This window comes from Flagellimonas pacifica, assembly GCF_900215465.1.
In the GTDB taxonomy this organism is placed as follows: domain Bacteria; phylum Bacteroidota; class Bacteroidia; order Flavobacteriales; family Flavobacteriaceae; genus Flagellimonas; species Flagellimonas pacifica.
The window spans coordinates 176,723-202,534 of the sequence record NZ_OBEH01000006.1; the positions used below are offsets into that span (position 1 = coordinate 176,723).

General features: G+C 38.5%; 27 protein-coding genes. 17 read left to right on the forward strand and 10 right to left on the reverse strand.

What is annotated here, in order from left to right; genetic code table 11:
* Window positions 1-82: 82 nt before the first annotated feature.
* Entirely contained in the window at window positions 83-1,411 is a 1,329-nt protein-coding gene (gene ffh / locus CRO15_RS17085; protein ID WP_097047065.1) for a signal recognition particle protein, read from the forward strand.
* A gap of 42 nt (window positions 1,412-1,453) precedes the next feature.
* Window positions 1,454-2,341 (forward strand): bifunctional 5,10-methylenetetrahydrofolate dehydrogenase/5,10-methenyltetrahydrofolate cyclohydrolase, encoded by an 888-nt coding sequence (locus CRO15_RS17090; protein ID WP_097047066.1) that lies wholly within the window; start codon window positions 1,454-1,456, stop codon window positions 2,339-2,341.
* Here CRO15_RS17090 and CRO15_RS19795 read toward each other — a convergent pair.
* The gene (locus CRO15_RS19795; RefSeq protein WP_165769987.1) at window positions 2,338-2,490 is read right to left on the reverse strand and encodes a hypothetical protein; all 153 of its coding nucleotides are present in this window, start codon (window positions 2,488-2,490) and stop codon (window positions 2,338-2,340) included. The two genes, CRO15_RS17090 and CRO15_RS19795, sit on opposite strands and share 4 nt — an antisense overlap.
* A gap of 121 nt (window positions 2,491-2,611) precedes the next feature.
* Between CRO15_RS19795 and CRO15_RS17100 the strand changes: the two genes are divergently transcribed.
* Together CRO15_RS17100 and CRO15_RS17105 are read left to right on the forward strand one after the other, a co-directional pair.
* Window positions 2,612-3,229, forward strand: coding sequence for a DUF2306 domain-containing protein (locus CRO15_RS17100; protein WP_097047068.1), 618 nt, complete (start codon window positions 2,612-2,614; stop codon window positions 3,227-3,229).
* Window positions 3,230-3,376: 147 nt separating this feature from the next.
* Window positions 3,377-5,392 (forward strand): GAF domain-containing hybrid sensor histidine kinase/response regulator, encoded by a 2,016-nt coding sequence (locus CRO15_RS17105; RefSeq protein WP_097047069.1) that lies wholly within the window; start codon window positions 3,377-3,379, stop codon window positions 5,390-5,392.
* Between the two features lie 37 nt (window positions 5,393-5,429).
* Here the strand turns inward: CRO15_RS17105 and CRO15_RS17110 are convergent, their stop codons facing one another.
* Window positions 5,430-6,221, reverse strand: coding sequence for a 3-keto-disaccharide hydrolase (locus CRO15_RS17110; RefSeq protein WP_097047070.1), 792 nt, complete (start codon window positions 6,219-6,221; stop codon window positions 5,430-5,432).
* Between the two features lie 27 nt (window positions 6,222-6,248).
* Window positions 6,249-6,671, reverse strand: coding sequence for a VOC family protein (locus tag CRO15_RS19800; RefSeq protein WP_097047071.1), 423 nt, complete (start codon window positions 6,669-6,671; stop codon window positions 6,249-6,251).
* A gap of 193 nt (window positions 6,672-6,864) precedes the next feature.
* Between CRO15_RS19800 and CRO15_RS17120 the strand changes: the two genes are divergently transcribed.
* The 3 genes from CRO15_RS17120 (at window position 6,865) to CRO15_RS17130 (ending at window position 9,801) form a co-directional block, all read left to right on the forward strand.
* Window positions 6,865-7,653: a 3-keto-disaccharide hydrolase gene (locus CRO15_RS17120; protein ID WP_097047072.1), complete on the forward strand. Its 789-nt coding sequence runs from the start codon at window positions 6,865-6,867 to the stop codon at window positions 7,651-7,653.
* Between the two features lie 83 nt (window positions 7,654-7,736).
* Window positions 7,737-8,339, forward strand: coding sequence for a 3-keto-disaccharide hydrolase (locus CRO15_RS17125; RefSeq protein WP_207763937.1), 603 nt, complete (start codon window positions 7,737-7,739; stop codon window positions 8,337-8,339).
* A gap of 16 nt (window positions 8,340-8,355) precedes the next feature.
* The gene (locus CRO15_RS17130) at window positions 8,356-9,801 is read left to right on the forward strand and encodes a Gfo/Idh/MocA family protein (RefSeq protein WP_097047073.1); all 1,446 of its coding nucleotides are present in this window, start codon (window positions 8,356-8,358) and stop codon (window positions 9,799-9,801) included.
* 77 nt (window positions 9,802-9,878) lie between these two features.
* On the opposite strand, the gene CRO15_RS17135 is transcribed toward CRO15_RS17130, so the two are convergent.
* Window positions 9,879-10,718 carry an alpha/beta hydrolase gene (locus CRO15_RS17135; protein ID WP_097047074.1) on the reverse strand — a complete coding sequence of 280 codons (840 nt, stop codon included), beginning with the start codon at window positions 10,716-10,718 and terminating at the stop codon, window positions 9,879-9,881.
* A gap of 97 nt (window positions 10,719-10,815) precedes the next feature.
* On the opposite strand from CRO15_RS17135, the gene CRO15_RS17140 reads away from it, so the two are divergent.
* Together CRO15_RS17140 and CRO15_RS17145 are read left to right on the forward strand one after the other, a co-directional pair.
* A complete protein-coding gene (locus tag CRO15_RS17140; protein WP_097047075.1) occupies window positions 10,816-11,238 on the forward strand; it encodes a winged helix-turn-helix transcriptional regulator in 423 nt (140 codons plus the stop codon).
* Window positions 11,239-11,443: 205 nt separating this feature from the next.
* The gene (locus tag CRO15_RS17145) at window positions 11,444-11,854 is read left to right on the forward strand and encodes a hypothetical protein (protein ID WP_097047076.1); all 411 of its coding nucleotides are present in this window, start codon (window positions 11,444-11,446) and stop codon (window positions 11,852-11,854) included.
* 110 nt (window positions 11,855-11,964) lie between these two features.
* Here the strand turns inward: CRO15_RS17145 and CRO15_RS17150 are convergent, their stop codons facing one another.
* Together CRO15_RS17150 and CRO15_RS17155 are read right to left on the reverse strand one after the other, a co-directional pair.
* Entirely contained in the window at window positions 11,965-12,495 is a 531-nt protein-coding gene (locus CRO15_RS17150) for a hypothetical protein (RefSeq protein WP_097047161.1), read from the reverse strand.
* A gap of 13 nt (window positions 12,496-12,508) precedes the next feature.
* Window positions 12,509-14,032, reverse strand: coding sequence for a helicase HerA-like domain-containing protein (locus tag CRO15_RS17155; RefSeq protein ID WP_097047077.1), 1,524 nt, complete (start codon window positions 14,030-14,032; stop codon window positions 12,509-12,511).
* A gap of 113 nt (window positions 14,033-14,145) precedes the next feature.
* Here CRO15_RS17155 and CRO15_RS17160 point away from each other — a divergent pair, with 113 nt between their 5' ends.
* Window positions 14,146-14,778 carry a 7-carboxy-7-deazaguanine synthase QueE gene (locus CRO15_RS17160; protein ID WP_097047078.1) on the forward strand — a complete coding sequence of 211 codons (633 nt, stop codon included), beginning with the start codon at window positions 14,146-14,148 and terminating at the stop codon, window positions 14,776-14,778.
* A gap of 7 nt (window positions 14,779-14,785) precedes the next feature.
* Here CRO15_RS17160 and CRO15_RS17165 read toward each other — a convergent pair whose 3' ends face one another.
* Together CRO15_RS17165 and CRO15_RS17170 are read right to left on the reverse strand one after the other, a co-directional pair.
* Entirely contained in the window at window positions 14,786-15,682 is an 897-nt protein-coding gene (locus tag CRO15_RS17165) for a hypothetical protein (RefSeq protein WP_097047079.1), read from the reverse strand.
* 41 nt (window positions 15,683-15,723) lie between these two features.
* Window positions 15,724-16,434, reverse strand: coding sequence for a class I SAM-dependent methyltransferase (locus tag CRO15_RS17170; RefSeq protein ID WP_097047080.1), 711 nt, complete (start codon window positions 16,432-16,434; stop codon window positions 15,724-15,726).
* An 83-nt stretch (window positions 16,435-16,517) separates the two neighbouring features.
* On the opposite strand from CRO15_RS17170, the gene CRO15_RS17175 reads away from it, so the two are divergent.
* Genes CRO15_RS17175 through CRO15_RS17185 form a run of 3 tightly spaced genes read left to right on the forward strand, consistent with a single transcriptional unit; the run spans window position 16,518 to window position 18,749 of the window.
* Complete coding sequence (locus tag CRO15_RS17175; protein ID WP_097047081.1) at window positions 16,518-17,012, forward strand: YkgJ family cysteine cluster protein; 495 nt, start codon at window positions 16,518-16,520, stop codon at window positions 17,010-17,012.
* A 21-nt stretch (window positions 17,013-17,033) separates the two neighbouring features.
* Complete coding sequence (locus tag CRO15_RS17180) at window positions 17,034-17,873, forward strand: sterol desaturase family protein (RefSeq protein ID WP_097047082.1); 840 nt, start codon at window positions 17,034-17,036, stop codon at window positions 17,871-17,873.
* Between the two features lie 18 nt (window positions 17,874-17,891).
* Window positions 17,892-18,749, forward strand: a complete 858-nt coding sequence (locus CRO15_RS17185) for an alpha/beta hydrolase family protein (protein ID WP_097047083.1) — start codon at window positions 17,892-17,894, stop codon at window positions 18,747-18,749.
* 8 nt (window positions 18,750-18,757) lie between these two features.
* Here CRO15_RS17185 and CRO15_RS17190 read toward each other — a convergent pair whose 3' ends face one another.
* On the reverse strand, window positions 18,758-19,984 hold the full coding sequence (locus tag CRO15_RS17190) for an exo-beta-N-acetylmuramidase NamZ family protein (protein ID WP_097047084.1): 1,227 nt from the start codon (window positions 19,982-19,984) through the stop codon (window positions 18,758-18,760).
* 3 nt (window positions 19,985-19,987) lie between these two features.
* On the opposite strand from CRO15_RS17190, the gene CRO15_RS17195 reads away from it, so the two are divergent.
* The 4 genes from CRO15_RS17195 to CRO15_RS17210 all read left to right on the forward strand — a co-directional run bounded on the left by CRO15_RS17195 (window position 19,988) and on the right by CRO15_RS17210 (window position 24,423).
* Window positions 19,988-21,229, forward strand: coding sequence for an ABC transporter permease (locus CRO15_RS17195; protein ID WP_097047085.1), 1,242 nt, complete (start codon window positions 19,988-19,990; stop codon window positions 21,227-21,229).
* Window positions 21,230-21,333: 104 nt separating this feature from the next.
* Entirely contained in the window at window positions 21,334-22,314 is a 981-nt protein-coding gene (locus CRO15_RS17200) for a PLP-dependent cysteine synthase family protein (RefSeq protein WP_097047086.1), read from the forward strand.
* 34 nt (window positions 22,315-22,348) lie between these two features.
* Entirely contained in the window at window positions 22,349-23,650 is a 1,302-nt protein-coding gene (locus CRO15_RS17205) for a M20/M25/M40 family metallo-hydrolase (protein ID WP_097047087.1), read from the forward strand.
* Window positions 23,647-24,423, forward strand: coding sequence for an aldose 1-epimerase (locus CRO15_RS17210; protein ID WP_097047088.1), 777 nt, complete (start codon window positions 23,647-23,649; stop codon window positions 24,421-24,423). The genes CRO15_RS17205 and CRO15_RS17210 overlap by 4 nt, the downstream gene beginning before the upstream one ends.
* Before the next feature lie 2 nt (window positions 24,424-24,425).
* Here CRO15_RS17210 and CRO15_RS17215 read toward each other — a convergent pair whose 3' ends face one another.
* Window positions 24,426-25,787 carry an exonuclease domain-containing protein gene (locus tag CRO15_RS17215; protein WP_097047089.1) on the reverse strand — a complete coding sequence of 454 codons (1,362 nt, stop codon included), beginning with the start codon at window positions 25,785-25,787 and terminating at the stop codon, window positions 24,426-24,428.
* Window positions 25,788-25,812 lie beyond the last annotated feature (25 nt).

Below are 25,812 nucleotides of genomic sequence, written 5' to 3' on the forward strand. Positions count from 1 at the left end.
TTTTGAAAAGGACGGCTCTCCCCAAAGCCGTCCTTTTCTTTTTATTCTTAAATTTGTCCCTCTTTTAAAATGACATAAACAGATGTTTGATAATTTAAGTGAAAAGCTCGATAAAGCACTACACGTCCTTAAGGGACATGGGCAAATAACTGAGATTAATGTTGCAGAAACCCTTAAAGAAATTAGAAGGGCATTATTGGATGCCGATGTCAATTTTAAGATAGCTAAGGAATTTACCAATAAAGTCAAGGAAAAAGCGCTAGGTCAGAATGTATTGACCAGTTTGCAACCTGGCCAATTGATGGTCAAGATTGTAAAGGACGAATTGACCCAATTGATGGGTGGCGATGCGGAAGGAATTGACCTTTCCGGTAACCCTTCAGTTATTCTGATGTCTGGCCTGCAAGGTTCAGGTAAGACTACTTTTTCGGGAAAATTAGCTAATTACCTTCAAAGCAAGAAGGCAAAGAAACCTCTTTTGGTAGCCTGTGATGTCTACCGTCCTGCAGCCATAGATCAATTGCATGTGGTAGGGGAGCAAATCGGTGTTGAAGTTTACTCAGATCGTGAAAATAATGACCCGGTCAAGATTGCAAAAGCTGGTGTAGCCCATGCAAAAGCCAATGGATGCAATGTAGTTATTATAGATACAGCAGGTCGTTTGGCGGTAGATGAGCAAATGATGACCGAAATTGCCAACATCCACAAGGCCATTGCGCCTCAAGAAACCTTATTTGTGGTAGATTCCATGACAGGACAGGATGCGGTAAACACGGCCAAGGCCTTTAACGATGTCTTGAATTTTGATGGGGTTATCCTAACTAAGTTAGATGGTGATACCAGAGGTGGTGCGGCAATATCTATTAAATCGGTAGTAGACAAACCTATAAAGTTTATTGGTACCGGTGAAAAAATGGAGGCCATCGACGTTTTCTATCCTTCAAGGATGGCAGATAGGATTCTGGGAATGGGAGATGTGGTTTCCCTTGTGGAGCGTGCCCAAGAGCAATTTGACGAAGAACAGGCCAGAAAAATCCAAAAGAAGATTGCTAAAAACCGCTTTGGTTTTGATGATTTCTTGAGTCAGATTCAGCAAATTAAGAAAATGGGGAACATGAAAGACCTCATGGGGATGATACCAGGTGCTGGAAAAGCGTTAAAAGGACTTGATATTGACGATGATGCCTTTAAACATATTGAGGCCATTATCCACTCTATGACCCCAGATGAGCGCTCAACTCCATCAAAATTGAACGCCAGTCGTAAAAAACGTATCGCGACGGGAAGTGGTCGTACCATCCAAGAAGTCAATCAACTGTTGAAACAATTTGAGCAGATGAGCAAAATGATGAAGATGATGCAAGGCGGAGGCGGTAAAAAAATGATGCAGATGATGCAAAATATGAGATAACCCGGATTAACCATCAACCCAGTAAATAACAACCAACCAAAAATGGAGATTCTCGACGGAAAAAAAGTATCGAACCAAATTAAAGACGAAATAGCCGTTGAGGTGGCCCAAATGAAAGATAGAGGTGAAAAAGTCCCCCATTTGGCAGCTGTTTTGGTAGGAAATGATGGGGCTAGTCTTACCTATGTAGGCAGTAAGGTGCGTTCCTGTAAAAAAATTGGTTTCGAATCAACACTGATTCATTTACCTGCAGATACCACAGAGGAAGAACTTCTTGGACAAGTAGCTGACCTCAATGCAAATCCAGATATTGACGGCTATATTGTGCAGCTTCCATTGCCCAAACACATAGATGAATTGAAAGTGTTGATGGCAGTTGATTCTGACAAGGATGTAGATGGTTTTCACCCTACAAACTTTGGTAAGATGGCTTTGGATATGGAGTCCTTTATTTCTGCGACACCATTTGGCATTATGGAATTACTTCGTAGGTATAATGTTGAAACGGCAGGAAAACATACGGTGGTCATTGGCCGTAGCAATATTGTTGGAAGACCTATCAGTATTTTGATGAGTCAAAAAGGAGAAGCTGCTAATTCAACCGTGACCTTGGCTCATAGCAGAACTAAGAATATTAAGGAATTGACACTTCAGGCGGATATTATTGTATCAGCATTAGGGGTTCCCAATTTTCTTAAAGCAGATATGGTAAAGGATAATGTAGTGGTCATCGATGTAGGGATTACCCGTGTGGCAGATGAGACCCGTGAAAGAGGGTATTACATTACAGGAGACGTTGATTTTGAGAGCGTTAGTAAAAAGTCATCATATATTACTCCAGTGCCAGGTGGCGTGGGTCCTATGACCATAGCGATGCTGCTTAAAAATACATTGTTGGCTAGAGAAAGGCACAAAGTAAAAATTGACTAATTTTTCTCCTCGTTTAAAACCGCTAAATTGCTTTTTTCTTCCTCATTTGGATTTATAAAATCCAAATCATTTTCACCTTCTTCATTGGTGCAGCCAGATAGTGCTAAAGAAGAAAAACATATCATAATAAATAAAAGAACAGTTTTCATCACAGAATAGATTTGGGGGCTATATTGCCTGTTCAACTGAATATATAACGATTTCAATTTTTGATTCTTGTTTTTTCCACCAATTATTCGATAACTTGTTGCTGGATTTTGAAAGAATAACATGGTTAGGAATAAAATTGCATGGTTTGTATTTGCATTTTTGGCAATAATGGTCGGATTTTATCCTCTGATGTATGTATTTGCTGCAGAACAATCTGGCCTATTACAAGGTAAAGCAGCCGAGTTATTGGCAAGTAAAATCTGGAACATTGGATTTTATGGACATATAAGTTTTGGAGGTCTTGCACTACTTACTGGGTGGTCACAATTCAGTAAAAAACTTAGGAGCAGAAGACTAAATCTGCACAGGAACTTGGGTAAAATCTATATTTTATCTGTTTTGGTAAGTGGGGTAAGTGGGATTTACATAGGATTTTTTGCCACAGGTGGAATTATTCCTGCTGCTGGATTCATAAGCTTAGGTACGATTTGGCTGTATACCACTTTAAGAGCCTATAAGGCCATTCGTTCCAAAGATTTACAGTTACATCAAGGAATGATGATATACAGTTATGCAGCCTGTTTTGCAGCGGTGACCCTGCGTATTTGGCTGCCTTTTTTGACCATCGCTTTTGGAGAATTTTTAGTTGCTTACAAAATAGTGGCTTGGCTATGCTGGGTGCCCAACATCATTTTTGCCTATTTCTGGGTAAAACGCAAGGGTATTGCCTTGGTTTGATTGGGTTTAATACAAGGGCAAAGATTTAACTGGATACTTTCGGAGTATTATCCGCAGTTGGAATAGGAAAAATGACCTTATTAACCAGTGCAATAACAAAACTATTTTTTCGTTGAATGTAAGTAAAAACCTACATAATCTTTTTGTATGGCCAATGTACTTCCAATTCCAACAAATGAAAAAGAACGTTTGGACAAGCTTCAATACTATCAAATTTTGGATACTGAGGCAGAAGAAATGTTTGACGATCTTACTAAACTTACGGCTAAAATACTTGATGTGCCGACATGTTTGATAAGTTTGGTAGATGAAGACAGACAGTGGTTCAAGTCACGGTATGGAATGGATGATGAGCAAACTGCTAGGGATATCTCTTTTTGCCAATATACAATAATGGAAACGGAGATATTGGAAGTGAAAAATGCAATTGAAGATGAACGGTTTATGGACAGTCCTTTGGTAAAGGGAGGACCCAAAATAAGATTTTATGCCGGTGCACCTTTGGTTGACGATGACGGCCTAGCTATAGGAGCTCTATGTGCCAAAGATTATGTGCCAAGGGAACTGGACCAAGAAAAAAGAGATTTTCTAGAGTTGATATCCAAAACCGCCATGAAGCTTATAAAGTTGAGAAGGGAAAAACTTGAGGCCGAAAAACTGTCTCAGGTCAAGGACGAATTTCTTTCCAATATGAGTCATGAGATTAGAACTCCGTTGAATGCAATTATTGGATTCAATGACCTCTTGCAGAAAACCCCTCTCAATAAGCAGCAAAAGGCATTTTTGGATACTCTGCATATTTCGTCTCAAAACCTTAAGGTCATCATCAATGACATATTGGACTTTTCAAAATTGGAAAATGGAAAAATTACACTTGAAGAGCGACCTATTTCCATTGCTCGACTTGTAGATCATGTGATCAAACTTCAAACCCATGTAGCTAGGGAAAAAGGATTGAAATTATTCTCAAATATAGACTATGACCTCCCCCCTTTGGTTATGGGAGATGAGACACGATTGATTCAAATTTTTATAAATCTGGTAGGAAATGCGATTAAGTTTACCGACGAGGGTTTTGTAGAACTGAAAGTGATTTCGCAAGCGGATAAAGATGATAGGGTACTTATAACATTTTCCATAAAGGATACCGGGATAGGAATACCAAAAGAAAAACTCCAAGCCATTTTTGAAAGGTTTTCACAGGCCGAGAACAGTACTACAAGACTTTATGGAGGTACAGGTTTAGGGCTTAACATTGTGGAGATGCTGGTTACACTACAAAATGGTGAAATATCGGTAAACAGCGAATATGGCAAAGGGTCTGAATTTGTGGTGAACATCCCGTTTGTGATCACTGAAGATACTGAGACAAGAACTTTAATAGCTTCGGAGTATCACGAACCAGATGCAGAGCTATTTAGGGAAGCGCGAATTCTTTTGGTCGAAGACAATGTGCATAATCAATTTTTGGCAGAAACTTATTTTAATCGATGGGGTGGGGATATTGAAATAGCCGCTAACGGACAAAAAGCGTTAGATCTTATCGAAAAAAATAAGTATGACGTCATTTTAATGGATTTACAGATGCCGGTGATGAACGGTTTTGATGCAACTTATCAAATTCGTAAGGAGAAGGGATTAAAGATTCCTATAATTGGATGTTCTGCACATTCATTGAATAGTGATAAAGAACAATGTCTTGAAGCGGGAATGGATGATTACATCGCAAAACCATATACCGAAGAAGAGCTTATTCAGACCACACTCAAATACTATGAGAAAGTAAAGCTCAATACTAAAAATAATGGGGTTGAACATACCAATAACACCGTATTTGATGATGTTGAAGGTATTATTGGAAAAATGAAGAATGAATATGGAGAGAATATCATTGACGAGCTTGTAGAGTTATTTTTGAACAACATCCCCGCAAAAAACAAACTATTAAAGCAGGCGATTGTCGAGGAAAATTTAAACGAAATATTTGAAAATGCCCATTATTTATCCGGCTCTTTGGGTTCGTTAGGTTTTACCAAAGGAAATGAATTGTGCAGAAAAGTGGAAACGACAGCCAAGGAAGGCAAATCCAACGAGGCTATTAAAGGAGCGAGACAAATAGTTGAATATCTTGGAAAAACGATTGAAAAACTACAAAAACTATGAACTTTTAGTGTATAAATGACATCAACCTATTAGTCTCTCAATCCTCAAGGAGTTTTAACTCCACTTTTCTAAAGTCTATGGGTTGCCCCTCACTTTGCAGGGCAATAAATCCCTCTTTCAAAGGCTTGCCATCTATTTTTACACTTTCATCGTATCGATTGGCAACACCTCCACCAATTTGTGGTTTACTGTACTCCAAAACCTTTTTTCCATTAATGATATGGGTAATTAAGGAATCTCCACGAACAATAAGCTCTGCCTTCACCCATTCGTCTGGCGGATAAGTATCACTAGTGGAAGAAATACAATGGCGAGGGTCTATTTTTCCTTCAAACACTACATCTGTTCCAGGTGAGCACATATTTCCGGTCGGTCTGGATTCTCCTTCCTTGACTTCGGCCAAAAACTGCATTTCTACAGAAATGGGCCAATCTTGTTCCTTGGGCATGGTCCTGGGGTCTTGCGAATGGAACATGACCCCGCTGTTCATTACGGTGTAGCCCGGAGCCGTATCATACCACGGATTTGCAAAACGGTATTCAATCACCAAATGATAATTTTTGTACGGAGTATCGTAGTACAAATGGCCATATCGCTCATTGAAATCACCTTTGTAATTGTCATATCTTATTTTTATAATTCCATCTTCGACCCTAAAGGTATCGCCAAAATTGTCACCAACCTCATAATGATGGATTTTAACTGTCCAATGTTCAAGATTCTCTCCATTGAACAACTGAATCCACTCGCTTTTGGGTTTACAGTTAAAAAAGAGTGTGCACAAGATTAGGAAAACAAGAGCTAAGAATTGTTTGTGATGGTTTTTCATATAGGTGGTTTATCAAAGTCGGTCTTTTTATTTGGCAAATAGTTGTGTCATATCCTTAAATGCTTTGAATTCCAATGCATTTCCAGCGGGATCCAAAAAAAACATGGTGGCCTGTTCACCTACTTCTCCTTCAAACCGAATATAAGGTTCAATAATGAAATCAACTCCCTGTGCCTTTAGCCCTTTGGAAAACGATTGAAAGGTTTCCCAAGGCAAAACCACTCCATAATGCGGGACGGGTACACTTTTCCCGTCCACAGGATTGGTGTGGAGTTTTTCTTCTGACCTAGGTTTATAGTGAATGACCAATTGGTGTCCAAAAAGATTAAAGTCAACCCAATGATTGCTGCTTCGACCTTCTTCACAACCTAAAATATTCTTATAAAAAATTCGACACTCCTCTAAATTATGGACTGGAATGGCAACATGGAAGGGAGTAATTTTCTGCATAATAAATAAAAGTAAACCCTCAGTGTCAATATTACAAGGGGTGATAGGGTAATTTATGTGTTATATGTTGGTTGTTTCCAATAAAATAACATTCATGGTTTATGTTGTGTTGATGGTATAAAAAAATTTCCTTTACTAAAGAATGTAATTATCTTTAGTAGCTGTCATTTTAACTTATTGAATAACAGGCATTATGAAAAAAATCGCGATTCTTATATCGTTTGTAATTATGGCTTCATGTAAAAAAGTACAAAAAGCCGATACTGAAAAAACAAGTGTTGAAGACCCAAAACCGCAATCCAACGAGTGGATATATCTTTTTGATGGAACCAGCACCGAAGGTTGGAGAGCTTATGGTGGAGAAACTTTACCTCCTGGATGGACCATAAAGGATGGCACATTGACCTTTGACACCGAATTGGGGTTGGAACAAGATTACAAAGGAGGAACGGACATTATTTATGGAGCTGAGGAGTTTGATAATTTTGAGCTGTACTTAGAGTGGAAAATACCTGAAGGTGGCAACAGTGGTATCTTTTACCATGTGAAGGAAGGATATAGTGGACCTCCGATTGTATCACCTGAATATCAGCTCATAGATGATGAGAATTATGAGAAAATACATGATTTGACCGAGTACAACTCTCAGTTTGGAGCCGAACACCCAGAGTTGTTGCAGGATTGGCAAAAAACCGGGGCTGATTATGCCATGCATGTTGCCGATGAATCCCAAAAAGTACTAAATCCCGTTGGAGAATGGAATTCTTCAAAGATTGTCTTTACCCCCGAAAAAGTGGAACATTGGCTCAATGGTAAAAAGTTGTTGGAGTTTCAACCATGGTCCGAGGAATGGAACGAAAAGAAAAATTCTGGAAAGTGGGACAATGCCCCGGATTACGGAAAATACAAAAAGGGCTTTATAGCGCTGCAAGATCACTCAAGTCCAATATGGTTCAAAAACATAAAAATCAAAAAACTGTAAAAGCTTTGTCGGGAAATATTAAGCTGTTTTTCTTTCTTACCTGTTTTGCGGTATTTGCGATGCCTTGTGTTGGCCAAAATCAAATGTCTGGAGAGGATGGATTTATAAAGCTTTTTAATGATGAAAATCTGGATGGTTGGATTGGGAACAAAGAATCGTATCGCGCAGAAAATGGATGTATAGTTGTAGATCCAAATGGAGGAGGTAGTGGAGGTAATCTGTTTACTGAAGACCAGTATAGCGACTTTATTCTTAAGTTTGAGTTTCAGTTGACCCCTGGAGCAAACAACGGATTGGGTATACATGCTCCCTTAGATGGCGATGTGGCATATGTGGGTAAGGAGCTTCAGATATTGGACAATTCTGCGGAAAAATACTCAAAGCTAAAACCCTATCAATATCATGGATCGGTTTATGGTGTTATTCCTGCCAAGCGGGGTTTTTTGAGGCCGGTTGGTCAGTGGAACATGCAAATGGTTACCGTTCAAGGTTCAAAAATCAAAGTTGTCCTTAATGGAAACATCATTGTTGATGGAGATTTTTTGGAAGCATCAAAAAATGGTGCTATGGACAAGAATGAGCATCCAGGGTTACAACGAACAGTAGGTCATATTGGCTTTTTAGGACACGGGGATGTTGTTCGTTTTAAAAATATTAAGATCAAAGAGTTACCGTCAAAAAAATAATTTATAAGATAGTAGTATGAGTAAAAAGATTTCAAATCAAGATAGGAGGGATTTTTTGAAGAAAAGTGGTGTGGGCGCCCTCGGTTTGTTGGCTGCACCTTCAGTTCTTAGTGCCAATGAAAAGTTGAGAGCAATTAAGCCAGATGGCAGGATAAGGACAGCGCATATTGGAGTAGCCAATATGGGAGCCGCTGATCTTAATGATATTTCATCGCACCCGCAGGTTGATGTAGTGGCACTTTGTGATGTTGATGCAATTAACTTATCGACTGCACGCAAGAAACATCCCAAGGCCCGAGTGTTTTTTGATTACCGCGTGATGTTGGATAAAATGGCCGATGAGATTGATGCGGTCGTTGTTTCCACACCTGACCATACCCATGCCCCTGCTTCGTTAATGGCGATGGAAAAGAATAAGCATGTGTATTGCCAAAAACCATTGACCCACTATGTCTCTGAATCCAGGGCTATGAAGAAAATGGCACAGGATAAAGGCTTGGTTACCCAAATGGGCATACAAGTACACTCATTCTATGATTATAAATTGGCCACCTTGTTGATACAAGATGGTATTATTGGAAAAGTACACACCGTGCATGCATGGAGTCCTAAATCGTGGGGCTACAATGGCGCCGAGCCAGAAGGGGAAGACCCAGTACCTGCACAGTTGGACTGGAACCTTTGGTTGGGCACCTCTGCAGAGCGCCCCTACAAGGAAGGATACTACCATCCAGGGAATTGGAGAAAACTAATGGATTATGGATGCGGTACTTTGGGCGACATGGGTGTTCATATTTTTGATACACCATACAATGCACTCAACCTAGATGTCCCTAGGACCATTAAAAATGAATGCCGTGAACCAAATGGTTATGGGTATCCAGAAAACAATACGGTTACATACGAATTTCCTGGTACCGAATACACAGGTAAATCATTAAAGTGGATTTGGTATGATGGCCCTGGAATGCCCCCTGCCCATGAAGATTTAGTGCTTCCTGGGGCCAAAAGCGCCGCCAAGAACAAAAAATCCGCAGCCAAAACCGATATTTCCTTGGATGCTGGCGTAGCTGCAGAGGGCCAATTACCAGAACAGGGAGCAATGTTCATTGGGACAAAGGGACGCCTGCTCTTGCCACATTTTATGCAGTTGCCAAGAAAAATTGTACGTGGCAAATATGTGGACATTTCCAAAGATATTGCCAAGCACAATCTGGGAGAACCTGTTAGAAATTATAATAGCGAGGGACCCAAGCACTATCACCAATTTATTGATGCCTGTTTGGGCAAGGACAAATGTACAGCTCCTTTTGAATATGCCGCACGTTTGACCGAAACCATTCTATTGGGCGTTATAGCGGGTCGTTTTCCCAATCAAACCCTACATTGGGATAGTGAAAAGGCAAGATTTGCCGAAGAAGAAGCTAATCAATATTTGGAGGGGGAATATAGAAAGTTCTAGTTCATCCTTCTTAATGGATAATTTGAAAATCCCAACTACTTTTGGTAGTTGGGATTTTTTATAAGTGTGTATAAAGCTTAAGCTCGCAAAAATGAAATGATTTGGTCGTTGACCTCTTCTTGATGCATGGAATGTCCTAATCCTTCAGTGGTGAACAGTTGACTTCCCTTCCAATTAGCATGAACTTGTTCAGATGCATGGTATGGGGCAACTATATCCAATTTATCATGAAACAACAGTCCTTTTTTAGTATTTGATTTTACAAATTTTGAAGTTGAAAATTCATGAATTTTGAACCCAAATCTATTAAGGATATAATCGTCTAGAATATCCATAAACCGATTATTGAACTTTAAAAGGTCTTGGTAATGGTTCATAAGCTCATAAAATTCCGAAGGAGCACCAATAACTACCATTTTATCCACCCCTGGATTCGGATTTTTATATTCGTTATAAAGCAATGTCATTCCACCTACCGAATGACCTACCAGATATTTTGGGTTGTATTTTTTAATCATATGGTGCAGGGCTTCTTCATATAGCGGCACATACAAAAGTTTTCCAGTGGAATGGCCATGTGATGGGGCATCAAAGGCAACAATATTGAAATCTGCCTCTTGGAGTTTCTTAATCAAGTTTCGCCAACGGAAAGTATTACTCTCCCAGCCATGGACCAAAAGCACGGTTTCCTTTTTGCCCGGCCAATGGTAAGATTGCAGTTCATGCCCGGCAACATGTTCTACATCGTTCTTGCCTTGCTCTAGAAAATTGACCTGTTGTGGTTTTACTTTACCTCTCCTAACTGTACAAAACAAATTAAAGGCCTTATGGGCAGCTTTCTTTGGTGCAAAAAGAGAATAGAGGTTAAAGTGTTGACCGTAAGCAAGCGGGAGGATTTTGGTGAGCAGTTTTTTCATATGGTTACTTTTTGTAACTTACTCTTTATTTGAAACCAAAATTACACATTCATTTTAGAAGAAAAAAGAGGTCACTTTATCAAAACCAAGTATAAATATGGAAACTATTACTGATAATCAGCAAGTTAGAACGGCAAAAAAGTTGCAAAAAATGTTTGGGCATATTGATTATAAGAACCCTCCAGAGTTATGTCCTGTTCGGGATGTGATGTCCGTTGCTTCTGATCAATGGAGCACATTGATTATCCTCTGGCTGGGCTTTTTTCCTGTACTACGTTTCAATAAATTGAAAAAATTTGTTTACGGTATTTCAAATAAGGTGTTGAGCCAGCGCTTAAAGGTTTTGGAAGCAGATGGGTATATCACTAGAACAGCCTATCCTGAGGTACCAATTAGAGTGGAGTACAGTCTTACCGATTTTGGGCAATCATACGTTGAACGACTTTTAGAATTGACGGAATGGATGCAGACAAATAGCCCAAAAGTTTTAGCAAATCGAGAAAAGTATGGATTGCTTTAAATTCTAGGCTTAGTTAGGGACGTTTAACATTTTTTTTTGATGTAAACGATATACCGTTCTTGATTTTTGTTCAATTAACCCAATGGAACAATGAAATCAGGTTTAATTGTTAAGCTTTCTTTAAAAACATATAGACTCATTTTTTTGATTGTCAGTTTCTATAATTTTAAGGAAAATTCTTACAAATTTATTAAATCAAAAACTTATGAAAACAATTAAAAAAGTAATGACAGTAGCGATAGTGCTATCTTTATCGCTGGTTATCTATGCTCAAGACATGGCAAAGAGCAAGTTGGATTTGAAGAGTGATATTGAGTATTCAGAAAACACCAAGAATGCTGAGATAGAGTCTAATGTTGCTATGGGGCCATTTCGTATGACGTGGTGTGGGACCGGGCCTTCTGGTCAGATTGAAGCCGGAGCTCAGTTTGGCTCTCCTCCTTATACTTGGACTATACCAAGTAATTGGAGTATGCAATCAACCTTCGGTGGATTTGTTAACATTACAACTGATTGTAGTTCTGGAACCATAACTGTTACCGATTCAAATGGAGCTTCGCTTTCTGCTTTAGTGCCAGCTGGTTGTAGTGATCATGGTTGTGGTGATGGTTCTTAGTACAATATTCTGAATTGAACTTTTTAAGATTGAAAAACACTACCAGGATGCACTGTTGTATCCTGGTCTTTTTTAATCAGGAAGGCTCAATTATATGATTAAAACAAAGATTACTCCCACCCTAACATTAAATACTTGATTTTGGCCGTTGGAGGTATTTGAACGGCCTCAATTTTAGAGGAAGTATACCGCAAATTGGATGGCAATTCTTCTTTGTCAATAGTAAAATAAAGATTGCTCTGTTTTGGAAATATCACAACACTGTTAAGCGTAGTCACTATTTTCTTGATTGAATAGTTTTCTTGTACATCCCTAAAAGTACTGTACAAACTAATTCCTGTGCTGGTTTTGTAACGAGGATCAAACACTCGAATGTTTCCAATAGTTGGAATACTATCAGAACCAGGAGTGAATGTCAACAAGTGTTTTCCGCCTTTTTCGTAAACCTGTATTTTTCCTGTTTTAAAATTGACCGAATCCATTACAATGGAATCTTGGGTAAAAATTGTTTCTAAATCTGCTACAGTGGTGGTTTCCAAAAGAGGGCCAACAGAATTTTCGGTAATTAAAAATGTGGTGTCTTTTTTTGCGCAACCTATAATAAGTATACAAACACTAAGGGCAAAACCTATCTTCTTCATAAACATATAACTATTATCTAATAACCTTTTTTAATACGCCAAGTACCCCGCGAATGAATGTGGCACTTGTCAATACCTTTACTACGGGATTCATACGAGTGCTTCGTCTGGAAGAAGAGCTTCTTCTTGATGATGTTTTACGTTTCTGTTCTCGCTCTTTTTCTTTTTCTGCTTCTTTTTCTGCTTTTTCAATTTTTTCGTTCAAGATTTCATAGGCACTTTCACGGTCTATTTCATCGTTGTATTTTTTTATGAGTTTTGATTTACCCAATGCTTCGTTAAGCTCAGTATCTGTCAAAACATCCATACGACTCATAGGTGCCCGAAGTAAGGTGGCGGCCAAAGGGGTAGGCCTTCCTTTTTCATCCAAAGCAGAGATCAAAGCCTCACCAATACCTAATGATGTGAGTACTTCCTTGGTATCATAAAATTCAGAATCCGGATAGTTTTCTGCTGTCAATTTTATGGCTTTTCTGTCTTTTGCGGTAAATGCCCTTAGGGCATGTTGTACTTTTAAACCCAATTGTGCCAATACATCATCTGGAACATCTGTTGGGTTCTGGGTCACAAAATAGAGTCCAATACCCTTGGAACGAATCAATTTTACAATACTTTCTATCTGATCTAGTAAAGCTTTGGATGCTTCTTTGAAAATCAAATGGGCCTCATCAATAAACAGAATCAATTCTGGTCTGTCACTATCACCCTGTTCAGGAAATGTAGCATATATTTCTGCCAAAAGGCTCAACATAAAAGTAGAAAACAACTTTGGACGGTCCTGAATATCGGTCAATCTAATAATATTGATATAACCCCTTCCGTTTTCATCAATTCTGACCAAATCATCAACTTCAAAAGACTTTTCACCAAAAAAAAGATCTGCGCCCTGTTGTTCCAATTCAATAATTTTCCTCAATATAGTTCCCGTAGAACTAGTAGAAATTCGACCATATTCCTCCTGAAACTCTTTTTTGCCCTCTCCGGTCGCATATTGCAATACTTTTTTGAAGTCTTTTAAATCCAGCAAAGGAAGTTTGTTATCATCACAATATTTGAACACTACGGCAACAATGCCCTCTTGGGTAACTGAAAGGTCTAATATTCTTGACAGCAAAACAGGTCCAAATTCTGAAACAGTTGCTCTCAATCGCACCCCATCTTGTTCCGAAAGCGATAAGATCTCCACAGGAAAACCTTTTGCTTCAAAGGGCAACCCAATTTTTTCGTGGCGCTCATCAATTTTGGCATGCCCAGGACTGGGTTGTGCAATGCCACTAAGGTCACCTTTGAGGTCCATAAGCAAAACAGGAATACCTTTATCCGAAAGATTCTCAGCTATAACCTGGAGTGTCTTGGTTTTTCCTGTACCTGTGGCACCTGCAATAAGCCCATGTCTGTTAAGTGTTTTTAAAGGAACCTTAACAAACGCATTGGTCACAGCCTCTCCATTAAACATTCCGGCGCCCATGGTAATGTAATCACCTTTGGTGGTATAGCCTTTTTCAATATTTTCAAAGAATTTTTCGGTAGTGCTCATGAAATTCAATTTCGGATAAAAATAGGGTAATTTTAAGCAATTCTGAAAACTGTATCAAGAAACAAGAGGTGAACCTTGTGAGGTAATCCAACCATCCAACGTATCTTTGCGTCATGGTTTTAGAACAGGTCAAAGATTTGGTAGAAAAAGGACAGATGCTTCCTTTAATGGAGGAGTTTTATACCATTCAAGGAGAAGGTTACCATAAAGGAACTGCTGCCTATTTTGTTCGTATTGGTGGGTGCGATGTGGGATGTCATTGGTGTGATGTGAAAGAAAGTTGGGATGCAGAAACACATCCACCTACAGATATTAAAAAGATTGTTGCCAATGCCGCCAAGTATTCCAACACCATTGTAATTACAGGTGGTGAGCCGCTAATGTGGGACATGGCCCCCCTTACTTCGGGTTTAAAGACTAAAAATCTGCATACCCATATTGAAACTTCAGGAGCGTACCCTTTAACTGGAACCTGGGATTGGATTTGTTTGTCGCCAAAGAAAAATAAACTTCCAACGGAAGAAATCTATGATGTAGCAAGTGAATTAAAGGTAATCGTATATAACAAACATGATTTTGTCTTTGCAGAGGAACAAGCGGCCAAAGTCAATGAAAATTGTATTCTATATCTACAACCTGAATGGAGTGTTCGGGAAAAAATGATTCCTTTAATTGTGGATTATGTGATGCAGAATCCCAAATGGATCGTGTCTTTACAAACTCATAAATATTTGAATATTCCCTAATAAGAGGTTAACGCCCACCATTGCTCTGTAAGTCTAAAACGCATTCTGCATCCAAAGCAGGCATTGCGGAAAGCCCTTTTGAGGTTTTTTGTTCCAGTAATTTCATAATGCCCATTCCAGGTAAGTTACATGCGGATTGTAGTACACTTTTTGAGGCCACCCTTGAATTCTTGTTTGTTCCCCCAAATTGTAACTCGGCCCTCATTAGACAGCCTTGAACATTACAATGGTTATTGCCAACTTCTTCATCATTTTCATTTGTTGTAGTGCCTTCATGATCATTAACAGATTGGGTACCTAAGTTGACCAATCCAAACAAATGCCCAAATTCATGGTGCAGTGTAGCTGATTCTACATCTGTAATAGATATGGAAGTACTTCTGTTTGCCAATAACCTAACTGTAGATTCATAGATAACCATAGAGGTGTTTCTATATACTGCCCCCAATGTTACCAAACCTTCTTCTATGTTTTCTATATCGTCACCATCAGATGGAGCATCAGCGAAATAGATATAGATGGCCAAGGTCTTTCCGTCATTGTAGGCAGTTCTATTTTCTTTTTCCAGTTCGTCAATCTCATCCAAGATTAAGGTTTCTTCATTTGGAGAAGACAGTTCTTTATAGGTAAATTCTATACTTTCCTTAAAAGTTCGCGCCTTAAGATAGTTCTCAAGGTTTGATATGGAAGTAGGAGTAGGTCTAAAGCCCGAAACATACGCTATTTCAATCAATAATTTATCAAAACTGGTATTTGAGAGTATGTCATTTGCTGAGGCACCTGTTGCAAGTAAGTTTGCAGATTTGTCTACATTTTGTGTGAGTGGTGCATCGTCAGAATCTTTAGAGCAGGCTAAAATCAGACCAAGACCAAGTAGTGAATAAAATATGATTTTCTTTTTCATGATAAAATCTATTTAATGAGAACGATCAATACAATGTTCTATTATTCTTTTACCGAAAGTTTGGCCAAATAGTCGTAATGTTCCCCTGACATTACAAGGTCACACTGTAAATTATTAGCTAAACAAGCATTTTGTAAGGTATTAAAATCTAAATAAAGCCAGTTGAAAGATTGACTTTTTTGTTGCTTGTATTCCATGATGAAACTTACTTCTCCATAATAATTTCCATCGTTTGGAATCCAATACCCACCATCATCATCTTGATCAAACATGTAAATAATATCACTTGAATCCAATAAAATTTGACCATTTGGGTTCAATAATGACTTTAAATGGTTTAGAAAAGCGTCCAAATTGATAAGTTTTCCAGCTAAGCCAATTCCATTCATTAATAAGAGAATAGTATCAAATTTTGAGGTGTCATAATCAAGAATAGGGCTATGCACTGTAGATTTAACGCCTCTTTCTTTACAAACTTCTATCGCCCCTTTAGAACTATCCAATGCGGTTACCTTAAATTCTTTTTGTTGAAGATATAAGGAGTGGTTTCCGGTTCCACAACCTATATCCAAAACTTTTCCTTTGGTCAACTCCAAGGCTTTTTGCTCTAAAAGAGGCATATCATCAAAATTTCGGAACAAATAGGGAAGTGGGATGGTATCTTCTTCATCCAATGAAGAATAGGTTTTAATGTCCTCGGTATAATTTCCCGAGTTATAATCTAATAAGGCGTTTCCAAAAATATCCGACATATGTTTAACTAGATAGTGCAAAAATGGGACTTTAATTACGTATTAAGGTTTAAATGGAAACAGTTTTTTATGTTTGTTCATGTATGGAAGAGGAATTAAAGGGGTTGCCCAAAAAAGCAAAGGAAAAGCATACAGAGAACAAGAAGTTTTTTGCGAAGCTCAAAAAAAGGCCACCAAAGAAATTGGATTATGTAATGCAGGAATTACACAAGGTGGAGTTTGAACAAACAGATTGTTTAACTTGTGCAAACTGTTGCAAAACTACGGGGCCACTTTTTACCAATGCGGATGTTGAGCGTATTGCCAAACACTTTAGGTTGAAGCCCTCACAATTCATCGATGAATATTTAAGGGTTGATGAAGAGAATGATTATGTTTTGCAACAAGTGCCATGTACTTTTTTAGGAAGTGATAATTACTGCTCTATTTATGAGGTCAGGCCAAAAGCTTGTCGTGAATTTCCTCATACGGACCGAAAAAAGTTCCATCAAATTAGTAACCTTACCCTTAAAAATGTGGCTGTTTGCCCTGCCGCCTATAATATTGTAGAAGAGATGAAAAAGAAAATAAAGCTATGATGATTTCTTATATTTGAGAGTATGGAGCAGCTCGTTACATATTTTGAGAACATTCCTACCTTGCATAGAAGCCTTATTCTTGTAGGAGGAATTACCTTTTTTTGGATTTTGGAAGGTATTGTACCATTGTTTAATGTTCCCTATAGAAAGTGGCACCACTCTGTTCCTAATTTTTTCTTCACACTTACCACTATTATTGTCAATTTTCCATTGGCGTTTTTATTATTGAAAACCTCGGATTGGGCTATGAGTAATGATTTTGGCATCATTAATTGGTTACCTGAAATGCCTTTATGGTTATATGTGTTCTTGGGCGTAATGCTTTTAGACCTAATAGGTGCATATACTGCCCATTGGGTAGAACACAAAGTAAAACCACTTTGGATGGTACACCTTGTGCATCATTCAGACCATAATGTGGATACCACTACTGCCAATAGGCACCATCCTTTGGAAAGTTTGATTAGATATACATTTACCTTAATAGGAGTTTTTGTTGTGGGAGCTCCCATTGGGATTATTATGTTGTACCAAAGCCTCTCCGTGGTACTTTCCCAATTCAACCATGCCAATATTAGATTACCTAAAACTGTTGATAATGCCATTAGTTGGATTATAGTCAGTCCAGATATGCATAAAGTGCACCATCACTATAAATTACCCTATACTGATTCAAACTATGGAAATATATTTTCTATTTGGGATAGACTGTTTGGTACGTATATGACAATGGATATGACTAAAATAGTTTATGGCGTGGACACATTTCCCGACGAAAAAGAAAACAGCAGTATTGTTGGATTGTTAAAACAACCTTTTCATAAATACCGTAAACCCACTACTGAAAAAAACGAAACTTAACCTATTAATTTATCTATTTTGACTGGAAAGGAAATAGGTGTCAAATGTTTGGACAACTTCATTTTAAGTGCAATAATCTATACCCCAAATGAAGTCAATGCAAAAAAGAAATTCTTAATTATTAACTCGGCAACGGCTGTAGCCCAGAGGCTGTATAGGAACTATGCCCTTTTTATGGCGGAAAAAGGGTTTCATGTCCTAACGTATGATTACCGGGGAATTGCTGCTTCCCGCCCCTCAAAACTCAGGGGGTTTCAAGCTTCTTTTACGGAATGGGGAGAAAAGGACGTAAGCTCGGTACTTCACTATGTGAAATTAAATTATCCCGATTTCTCCATTGGGGTGTTGGGACATAGCATAGGAGGGACGCTCATTGGAATGACACCCTATGCAGATCATATTGCCACGGTGATAAACATAGGAGCACAAACAGCATATTATAAGGATTGGAAAAAAGACAAGCTAAAATTATATTTTATGTGGCATTTGTTTTTTCCTGCTATAACAAGATTAGTTGGATATTTTCCGGGAAAAAAACTCAGGCTTTTAGAAGATATCCCTAAAGGGGTAGTTGAACAATGGCATGCGCGTAGAAAGAAGCCAGATATGGTTAAACAATATACTGGCAGTGGGATAGATTTATATTATAGCCAGTTTATGGGGAAACTACTAACCTTGGCTATTGCTGATGATCCAATTGGAACAAAACCCGCATTGTTGCGAATACACAATTTGTTCCAAAATGCCGATAGAACTTTTGAAACTGTGCATCCAAAAGATATTGGAGCGAACAAGATAGGGCATTTTGGTTTTTTTAGCAGAAAGTTTAGGGATACGCTCTGGGAGCAAACCTTTCAATGGTTTGATGAGGTCTAAACGCCTGCTTAATCATAAATCAAATACTTCTTCCTGATTTTTTTAAAGGCACTCAACTCATCTTGCCATGAATCCTTGATTTCTTGTTCTGTTAATCCTGCTTCAATCTGCTTTTGCAACTCTGAAGTACCTGCATGTTTGGTAAAGGAGTCTGTCTTGAAAAATTTAGATTTTTCCAAAGTATTCGTATACGCATCAATCAACCATTGGAGTGAAACAGAATCCATTCGTTTTGTTTTTGATAAATCTTTTCCAAAACACTTTTTGTCTTCTTCTTTTGGATGTTTAGACCCAAAATTAGGTTTGGGCACATAGCTAAAATTATAATTTGTACTGTCCAAAAAAGAAGCACCGTACCTTTGAAATTGGAACTCCGTTCCTCTACCGGCATTCACATTTGTCCCTTCAAAAAGCCCTAAACTGGGATAAAGATTAATAGAAACATCATTAGGTATATTTGGAGAGGGTCTAATGGGCAAATGATACGAAATGTTATGCGTATAGTTTTGAAGCTTTATCACGGTCAAATCGGCTTTCTTTCCACTTTCAAGCCATCCCTCGCCATTGATCATTTGGGCATATTCACCAATGGTCATTCCATAAACCAGTGGAATTTCGGTCATACCCAAAAAACCGGCATGTTCCTTTTTCATGGTAGGGCCATCTACATAATGCCCGTTAGGGTTTGGCCGATCCAAAACTAGAATGGGAATATTGTTCTCAGCACAAGCTTGCATTACCAATTGTAAGGTGGCAATATAGGTGTAGAACCTAACACCAACATCTTGAATGTCAAAAACGATGATATCCAACCCTTTTAATTGTTTATTTGAAGGTTTTCTGTTTTTTCCATAAAGAGAAACAATGGGAAGGCCCGTTTTAGTGTCTATTCCATCTTTAAAATGTTCACCAGCATCCGCCTTACCTCGAAAACCATGCTCTGGAGCAAAAACTTTTTCCACTTTTACTTTTAGGGAGAGTAAGGAATCCACCAAATGGGTATATCCATCCTCTTTGAAAACCACACTGGTTTGATTGGCAACAATCCCAATGCTTTTTCCCTTAAACAAGGGCAGATACTGAGAAGTTCTATTGGCTGCGACTTCAATAGGAAGTACCGCGTTGGTTCTTATATTTTCCGCTATAGGATTGTTGGACTTTTCTTGTCCTCTACAAGATGAAAACAGTAAAACCAACAATAAAACTGTACTTTTGAAAATAGATAAAATGGACATTCGTTGAATTTAGAATTGTTTATTGCCAAGCGCCTGATTACAGGAAAGGAGCATAAAATTAGCATTTCCGCACCTATAATAAAAATTGCCATTGCTGCAATTGCTATCAGCATGGTTGTAATGTTGATCGCTTTGATTACCGGTTTAGGGTTTAAAAAAAGCATACGGGAAAAAGTGGCCATTTTTAATGGGCATATTCAAATATCCAATTATGATAACAATACTTCCCAAGTATCAGTTGTCCCAATTTCTAAAGAGCAAGATTTTTATCCTGAATTCAAAAAAGTAAATGGGGTAGCCCATGTTCAGGCTGTTGCCACCAAAGGAGGTATAATTAGAACTGAGGATACCTTTGAAGGTATGTTGGCCAAAGGAGTGGGAGTTGATTACAACTGGGAAATGTTTAAAGAGTTTCTTGTGGATGGTAGATTACCAGATTATTCTGGAAAACTCAATGATGAGGTGTTGATTTCACGAATTAAAGCCAACCTTTTGAGCTTAAAGGTTGATGATACTTTCTTTTCCATTTTCCTAAAGGAAAATGACCCATCAAGAGCTCCTAATAATCGAAAATTTAAGGTGGTCGGTATCTATGATAGCGGGTTTGAGGATTTTGATCGGGATATTATTTTTGTGGACATTCGTCATATCCAGCGTATGAACAGATGGAAAGACAATGAAATTGGCAATTTTGAGGTGTTTCTGGAAGATTTTGACCAAATGGAAAACAAGAGCAAGGAGATTTATGATAAAACTCCATCTGAGTTGGATACCATGGATATCAGGTATAAATACAATAACATATTCCAATGGATAGACCTTCTTGATTTTAATATAATCCTGTTAATTGGAATCATGATTTTGGTTGGGGGTATCAATATGATTACCGCTTTATTGGTGTTGATTCTGGAACGAACCCAAATGATCGGTATACTCAAAGCATTAGGTTCTGAAAATTGGAGCGTACGAAAAGTATTTTTGTACAATGCCTCCTATTTGATTGGCATTGGCTTATTATGGGGTAATGGGATAGGTTTGGGGCTATTGTACCTTCAAAAGAAATTCAGGGTTTTTAAATTTCCCAACCCAGAAGAATATTATATTAAGTATATTCCAGTACATATTGACCTTCCCTTAATTTTATTATTAAATCTAGGAGTGATGATTTTATGCCTACTAATGCTTTTACTTCCATCATACATCATCACTAAAATTACCCCAGTGAAGGCTATTAAATTTGAGTAGTACTTACCGCGATACAACTAGGGCCACTATTATTTGCACTTCCTTTATTGGTTAGTTAATTGAATTTAATCCGACCTTTCAAAAAAGTTACCTTTGCAGCGACTATGAAATACGCTAACAATATTCTTGAAACCATTGGCAATACCCCTTTGGTAAAACTCAACACACTTACGGCTGAATTACCTTGTTTGGTATTGTCCAAGTATGAAACATTTAACCCCGGAAACTCTGTAAAGGATCGGATGGCTCTTCAAATGATTGAAGATGCCGAAGCATCTGGTATACTAAAACCAGGAGGAACAATTATTGAAGGAACTTCGGGCAATACCGGTATGGGACTTGCATTGGCGGCAGTGGTAAAAGGTTACCGAATGATTTGTGTAATCAGCGACAAACAGTCCAAAGAAAAAGTGGACATTCTAAAAGCGGTTGGGAGTGAGGTGCATGTTTGCCCTACTGATGTGGCACCAAATGACCCTCGAAGCTATTATTCAACCGCAAGACGTTTGGCAACTGAAATTCCAAATTCATGGTATGTGAACCAATATGACAATCCTAGCAACACTAAAGCCCATTATTTAAGTACTGGACCGGAAATTTGGAAACAAACCGATGGAAAAGTTACCCATTTTGTAGTGGGGGTGGGGACCGGGGGTACAATTTCAGGTGTTGGGACATATTTGAAAGAGCAAAACCCCAATATCAAAGTATGGGGAATCGACACCTATGGTTCAGTGTTCAAAAAGTACCATGAAACTGGTATTTTTGATGAAAATGAAATCTATCCCTACGTAACGGAGGGAATAGGAGAAGATATTCTTCCAAAGAATGTCAATTTTGACATTATTGATGGCTTTACCAAGGTGACCGATAAAGATGCCGCTGTGTATACGCAACGTTTGGCCAAAGAAGAAGGTATGTTTTTGGGGAATTCGGCAGGAGCGGCTATAAAAGGTTTGTTGCAGTTGAAAGAACATTTTACCAAAGACGATGTGGTCGTGGTATTGTTCCATGATCATGGCAGTCGTTATGTGGGCAAAATGTTCAATGATGACTGGATGCGGGGGAAAGGCTATATAGATTAAATATGCTTAAATTAGAATTGTAAAATCCATCCGTATGAAACACAGAGCCATTTTTATTATCGCCTGCCTTTTAATCTCAATTTCCTTGTCCGGCCAAAAGCTTTCTCGAGTAGAAAAAAAGATTGTGGCATCCATTGAAAGTAATAATTCAGAAGCCATTGATTTTTTGGAAAAAGTGGTTAACATCAATAGTGGTACTTTAAATGCTAAAGGAGTCCAGGAGGTAGGGATGGTCTTTAAAGATGCATTTGAAAGCATCAACTTCGACATAAAATGGATTGAAATGCCCCAAGAAATGAACAGGGCCGGTCACTTGTTTGCCGAAACCACAGGAAATAAAGGAAAAAAATTGCTGCTAATAGGCCATTTGGATACAGTTTTTGAGGAAGATAGTCCCTTTCAAAAATTTACAATGGTCAATGACAGCATTGCCCATGCACCGGGAGGGAACGATATGAAAGGCGGTGATGTAATTGTCCTTTATGCGTTAAAGGCGCTGCACGAGCATGGTCTTTTAAAAAACGCACAAATTGTGGTAGCATTTACGGGGGATGAGGAAAGTACGGGAAAACCATTGGATATTAGCAGAAAAGATTTGATTGAGGTTGCCAAAAGAAGTGACATTGCATTGGGTTTTGAAAACTCAACCGGATTTAATTATGCAACTGTTGCCCGAAGGGGAGCATCGGGATGGGCGTTGGAAGTTGAAGGAAAGCGAGCCCATTCCTCAGGAATTTTTAGCGAGCGTACCGGAGCAGGTGCAATTTTTGAAATTTCAAGGATTCTACATCAATTTTATACCGAGGTAAAAGGAGAGGAGTTATTGACCTTTAATCCAGGCACTTTGTTGGGAGGCACTTTTGTGAATTTTGACACTACAACCAGTAAGGGAGATGTATTTGGAAAAGGAAATGTAGTTGCCCAAAAAGCTGTTGCTAGAGGAGGTCTTCGGTTTATTTCAGAAGAACAAAAACAACGGGCCAGAACTAAAATGAAAGAAGTGGTGCACAATAATCTTCCCAAAACTTCTGCCAGCATTACTTTTACAGATAGTTATCCGGCAATGCAACCCACTGAGGGAAATACAGCATTGTTGAATGTGTTGAACGAAGTAAGCTTGGATTTGAACCAAGGTGATGTATTGGCCTATGACCCTGGAAAAAGAGGGGCGGCAGATGTTTCTTTTGTTGCGCAATATGTAGATTGTTTGGATGGGCTTGGTACCATGGGCACAGGTGCCCATACTCCTCAGGAAACCGTAAATCTTAATACCATTGAAGCATTGACCAAACGAACGGCAATCTTAATTTATAGGCTGATTAATTCTAAAAAATGACGCAATTAGAGTGTGGAAACAGCAATGTGAGAATTGACGAGGGAGAATTGGTGAGTTTCAAAAATGAAGGGCATGAATTTATCCATCAAAAAGGAAACCCGGGTTGGAGGAATGCAGATACCGAAATGTTTCCCATAATTGGTCCAACAAACGAAGCTGGATTTAACGTTCAGACGCCCAAGGGAAATGCCATTCAAGATCAACATGGATTGCTTCGAGAACTAGACTATCAATTGGCTTCAAAAACGGATACCTCGGCAAGCTTCAAAAAGATGTACAAAGCAGGGGCTCCAGTTAAAAATTCAAAATTCCCTGAAAAATCAACACAGCAATGGTTGCTGTGGCCCTATAGTTTTGAGTTTGAAAAATGCTTTGAATTAAAGGAAGATCAACTGGAGATAACTTTTAAGATTTCTGGAGAACAGGATATGCCCTTTATGTTGGGCTATCACCCAGCATTCAAACTCCATATCGGTAATCCAATTATCACTGCCAATGCAAAGGATATTACTTTGGATGAGGTCCTGGAGGTGGGTAACAGAGCTTTTGAGATTGAAAATTGTGAATCCATTACTTTGAATGACAAACGAAAGATAACCATAGATACCCAAGGTTTTGGTCATTTTATGTGCTGGACAGAAGTAACAAATATGGTTTGTATTGAACCTATTTCATTCTACCCCTATTCCGTAAAACAGACCGAACTATATAAAGGCTTTCAGTTTTTGGGCGATACCGATGCTATTTTCAAAGTAAACCTGAAGGTAGATTAATTTTAGAGCACAAACGATTCCAGTTTCGGCAATAATGCTTCCACAATACGTTGGGTTTCCAAAGTGTTTTTTTGAGGAATAATGTGCGCTTCAATGTCTTCAAGATTGGTGATATCTTGTTCGTTATTAATAAATCCGTAACCTCTGTACATGCCCTCATCAATAAGCACAAAGGCATTTTCATTGGTTTCCCTACCTTTTTCCTTAATGATTCTAACACCTTCTTGTTCAGATTTCAGTTGTAATATGGCATCCTGAACCTTTTGATTGTAGTCTTCTACTGATTCAGTTGAAGTGCAAATGCCCTCACAAGAACTAATTTCATGATGCGAACACGAAGTGTTGACCTGCTGCAGATGACAGTATTTGGGGCAAAGCGAAAAGTTTTTGCACATTTCCTCCAAAAAAGCCCTGCAATCCGTTTGGTTGTAGAACACCTTTAACGGATTGGGAACAGCTTTCATAACATTATAGGCTAGGTGAACAATACCTTTTCTATCCTCATATTGAAAGAGGGCATACCTTTTTACAATTCTTTTTTGAGCACTATTGTAAGATGGAAAGAGTCGTTTTATTTCTGCAGATTCCATGAGTAAAGCTACCAGTTCGCTACCTGAAAGTTTGAAATCGATGGATGCGGTTTCACTGCACATTCTAATTTCCTTGGTGCTTTTATCATAAAAATGTCCAAGTACCCTTTTTTTGAGGTTGATGGCCTTCCCTACATAAATTATCTGTCCTTTTTGGTTTTTGAAGTAGTAGATGCCAGGTTTTTGCGGAATATTATCAAAAATGGATTTGGGTAAATGTGGTGGTAAGGTAGCCTCTTGGCTCCGTGCGTTCAAAAACTTTTGGATAATAGTTTCTGAGTTGGGAGTATTCAATAACTTTTGAAACAACAATACGGTGGCATGTGCATCACCACGTGCCCTATGCCGATCTGTAAGCGGAATACTCACAGCAGAACACAACTTCCCCAAACTGTAGGATTGTAGGCCGGGAATCAATTTACGTGAAAGGCGTACCGTGCATAACTTTTTTCGGATAAAGTCCATGCCAATTTGCCGAAATTCCTCTTTAATGACCCCATAATCAAAATTGACGGCATGTGCTATGAAAATGCAGTCTTTGGTAATTTCTAGTATGGTATCTGAAATTTCGGAGAAGGTTGGAGCGTTTTGCACCATTTGATTGTCAATGCCGGTCAGACCAGTGATAAAATAGGGAATAGGGCATTTGGGATTTACCAAAGAGGTGAATTCGTCCACAATTTGATGCCCGTCATACTTAAAAATGGAGATTTCGGTAATCTTGTTGCCCTTGATTCCGTTGCCAGTGGTTTCTATGTCTATAATGGTGTACAAATCCAGTAAAACAAATTTAGATTGA

Bases quoted from the DNA above. Each gene is read 5' to 3' on its own strand.
- CRO15_RS17155 (WP_097047077.1), bottom strand. From the start codon at position 14,032: ATGAGCACTACCGAAAAATTCTTTGAAAATATTGAAAAAGGCTATACC.
- CRO15_RS19795 (WP_165769987.1), bottom strand. From the start codon at position 2,490: ATGAAAACTGTTCTTTTATTTATTATGATATGTTTTTCTTCTTTAGCA.
- CRO15_RS17140 (WP_097047075.1), top strand. From the start codon at position 10,816: ATGGAAACTATTACTGATAATCAGCAAGTTAGAACGGCAAAAAAGTTG.
- CRO15_RS19800 (WP_097047071.1), bottom strand. From the start codon at position 6,671: ATGCAGAAAATTACTCCCTTCCATGTTGCCATTCCAGTCCATAATTTA.
- CRO15_RS17135 (WP_097047074.1), bottom strand. From the start codon at position 10,718: ATGAAAAAACTGCTCACCAAAATCCTCCCGCTTGCTTACGGTCAACAC.
- CRO15_RS17125 (WP_207763937.1), top strand. From the start codon at position 7,737: ATGTCTGGAGAGGATGGATTTATAAAGCTTTTTAATGATGAAAATCTG.
- CRO15_RS17180 (WP_097047082.1), top strand. From the start codon at position 17,034: ATGGAGCAGCTCGTTACATATTTTGAGAACATTCCTACCTTGCATAGA.
- CRO15_RS17170 (WP_097047080.1), bottom strand. From the start codon at position 16,434: ATGTCGGATATTTTTGGAAACGCCTTATTAGATTATAACTCGGGAAAT.
- CRO15_RS17130 (WP_097047073.1), top strand. From the start codon at position 8,356: ATGAGTAAAAAGATTTCAAATCAAGATAGGAGGGATTTTTTGAAGAAA.
- CRO15_RS17160 (WP_097047078.1), top strand. From the start codon at position 14,146: ATGGTTTTAGAACAGGTCAAAGATTTGGTAGAAAAAGGACAGATGCTT.
- CRO15_RS17145 (WP_097047076.1), top strand. From the start codon at position 11,444: ATGAAAACAATTAAAAAAGTAATGACAGTAGCGATAGTGCTATCTTTA.
- CRO15_RS17165 (WP_097047079.1), bottom strand. From the start codon at position 15,682: ATGAAAAAGAAAATCATATTTTATTCACTACTTGGTCTTGGTCTGATT.
- CRO15_RS17090 (WP_097047066.1), top strand. From the start codon at position 1,454: ATGGAGATTCTCGACGGAAAAAAAGTATCGAACCAAATTAAAGACGAA.
- CRO15_RS17175 (WP_097047081.1), top strand. From the start codon at position 16,518: ATGGAAGAGGAATTAAAGGGGTTGCCCAAAAAAGCAAAGGAAAAGCAT.
- CRO15_RS17210 (WP_097047088.1), top strand. From the start codon at position 23,647: ATGACGCAATTAGAGTGTGGAAACAGCAATGTGAGAATTGACGAGGGA.
- CRO15_RS17150 (WP_097047161.1), bottom strand. From the start codon at position 12,495: ATGAAGAAGATAGGTTTTGCCCTTAGTGTTTGTATACTTATTATAGGT.
- CRO15_RS17105 (WP_097047069.1), top strand. From the start codon at position 3,377: ATGGCCAATGTACTTCCAATTCCAACAAATGAAAAAGAACGTTTGGAC.
- CRO15_RS17110 (WP_097047070.1), bottom strand. From the start codon at position 6,221: ATGAAAAACCATCACAAACAATTCTTAGCTCTTGTTTTCCTAATCTTG.
- CRO15_RS17205 (WP_097047087.1), top strand. From the start codon at position 22,349: ATGAAACACAGAGCCATTTTTATTATCGCCTGCCTTTTAATCTCAATT.
- CRO15_RS17190 (WP_097047084.1), bottom strand. From the start codon at position 19,984: ATGTCCATTTTATCTATTTTCAAAAGTACAGTTTTATTGTTGGTTTTA.
- ffh (WP_097047065.1), top strand. From the start codon at position 83: ATGTTTGATAATTTAAGTGAAAAGCTCGATAAAGCACTACACGTCCTT.
- CRO15_RS17100 (WP_097047068.1), top strand. From the start codon at position 2,612: ATGGTTAGGAATAAAATTGCATGGTTTGTATTTGCATTTTTGGCAATA.
- CRO15_RS17120 (WP_097047072.1), top strand. From the start codon at position 6,865: ATGAAAAAAATCGCGATTCTTATATCGTTTGTAATTATGGCTTCATGT.
- CRO15_RS17200 (WP_097047086.1), top strand. From the start codon at position 21,334: ATGAAATACGCTAACAATATTCTTGAAACCATTGGCAATACCCCTTTG.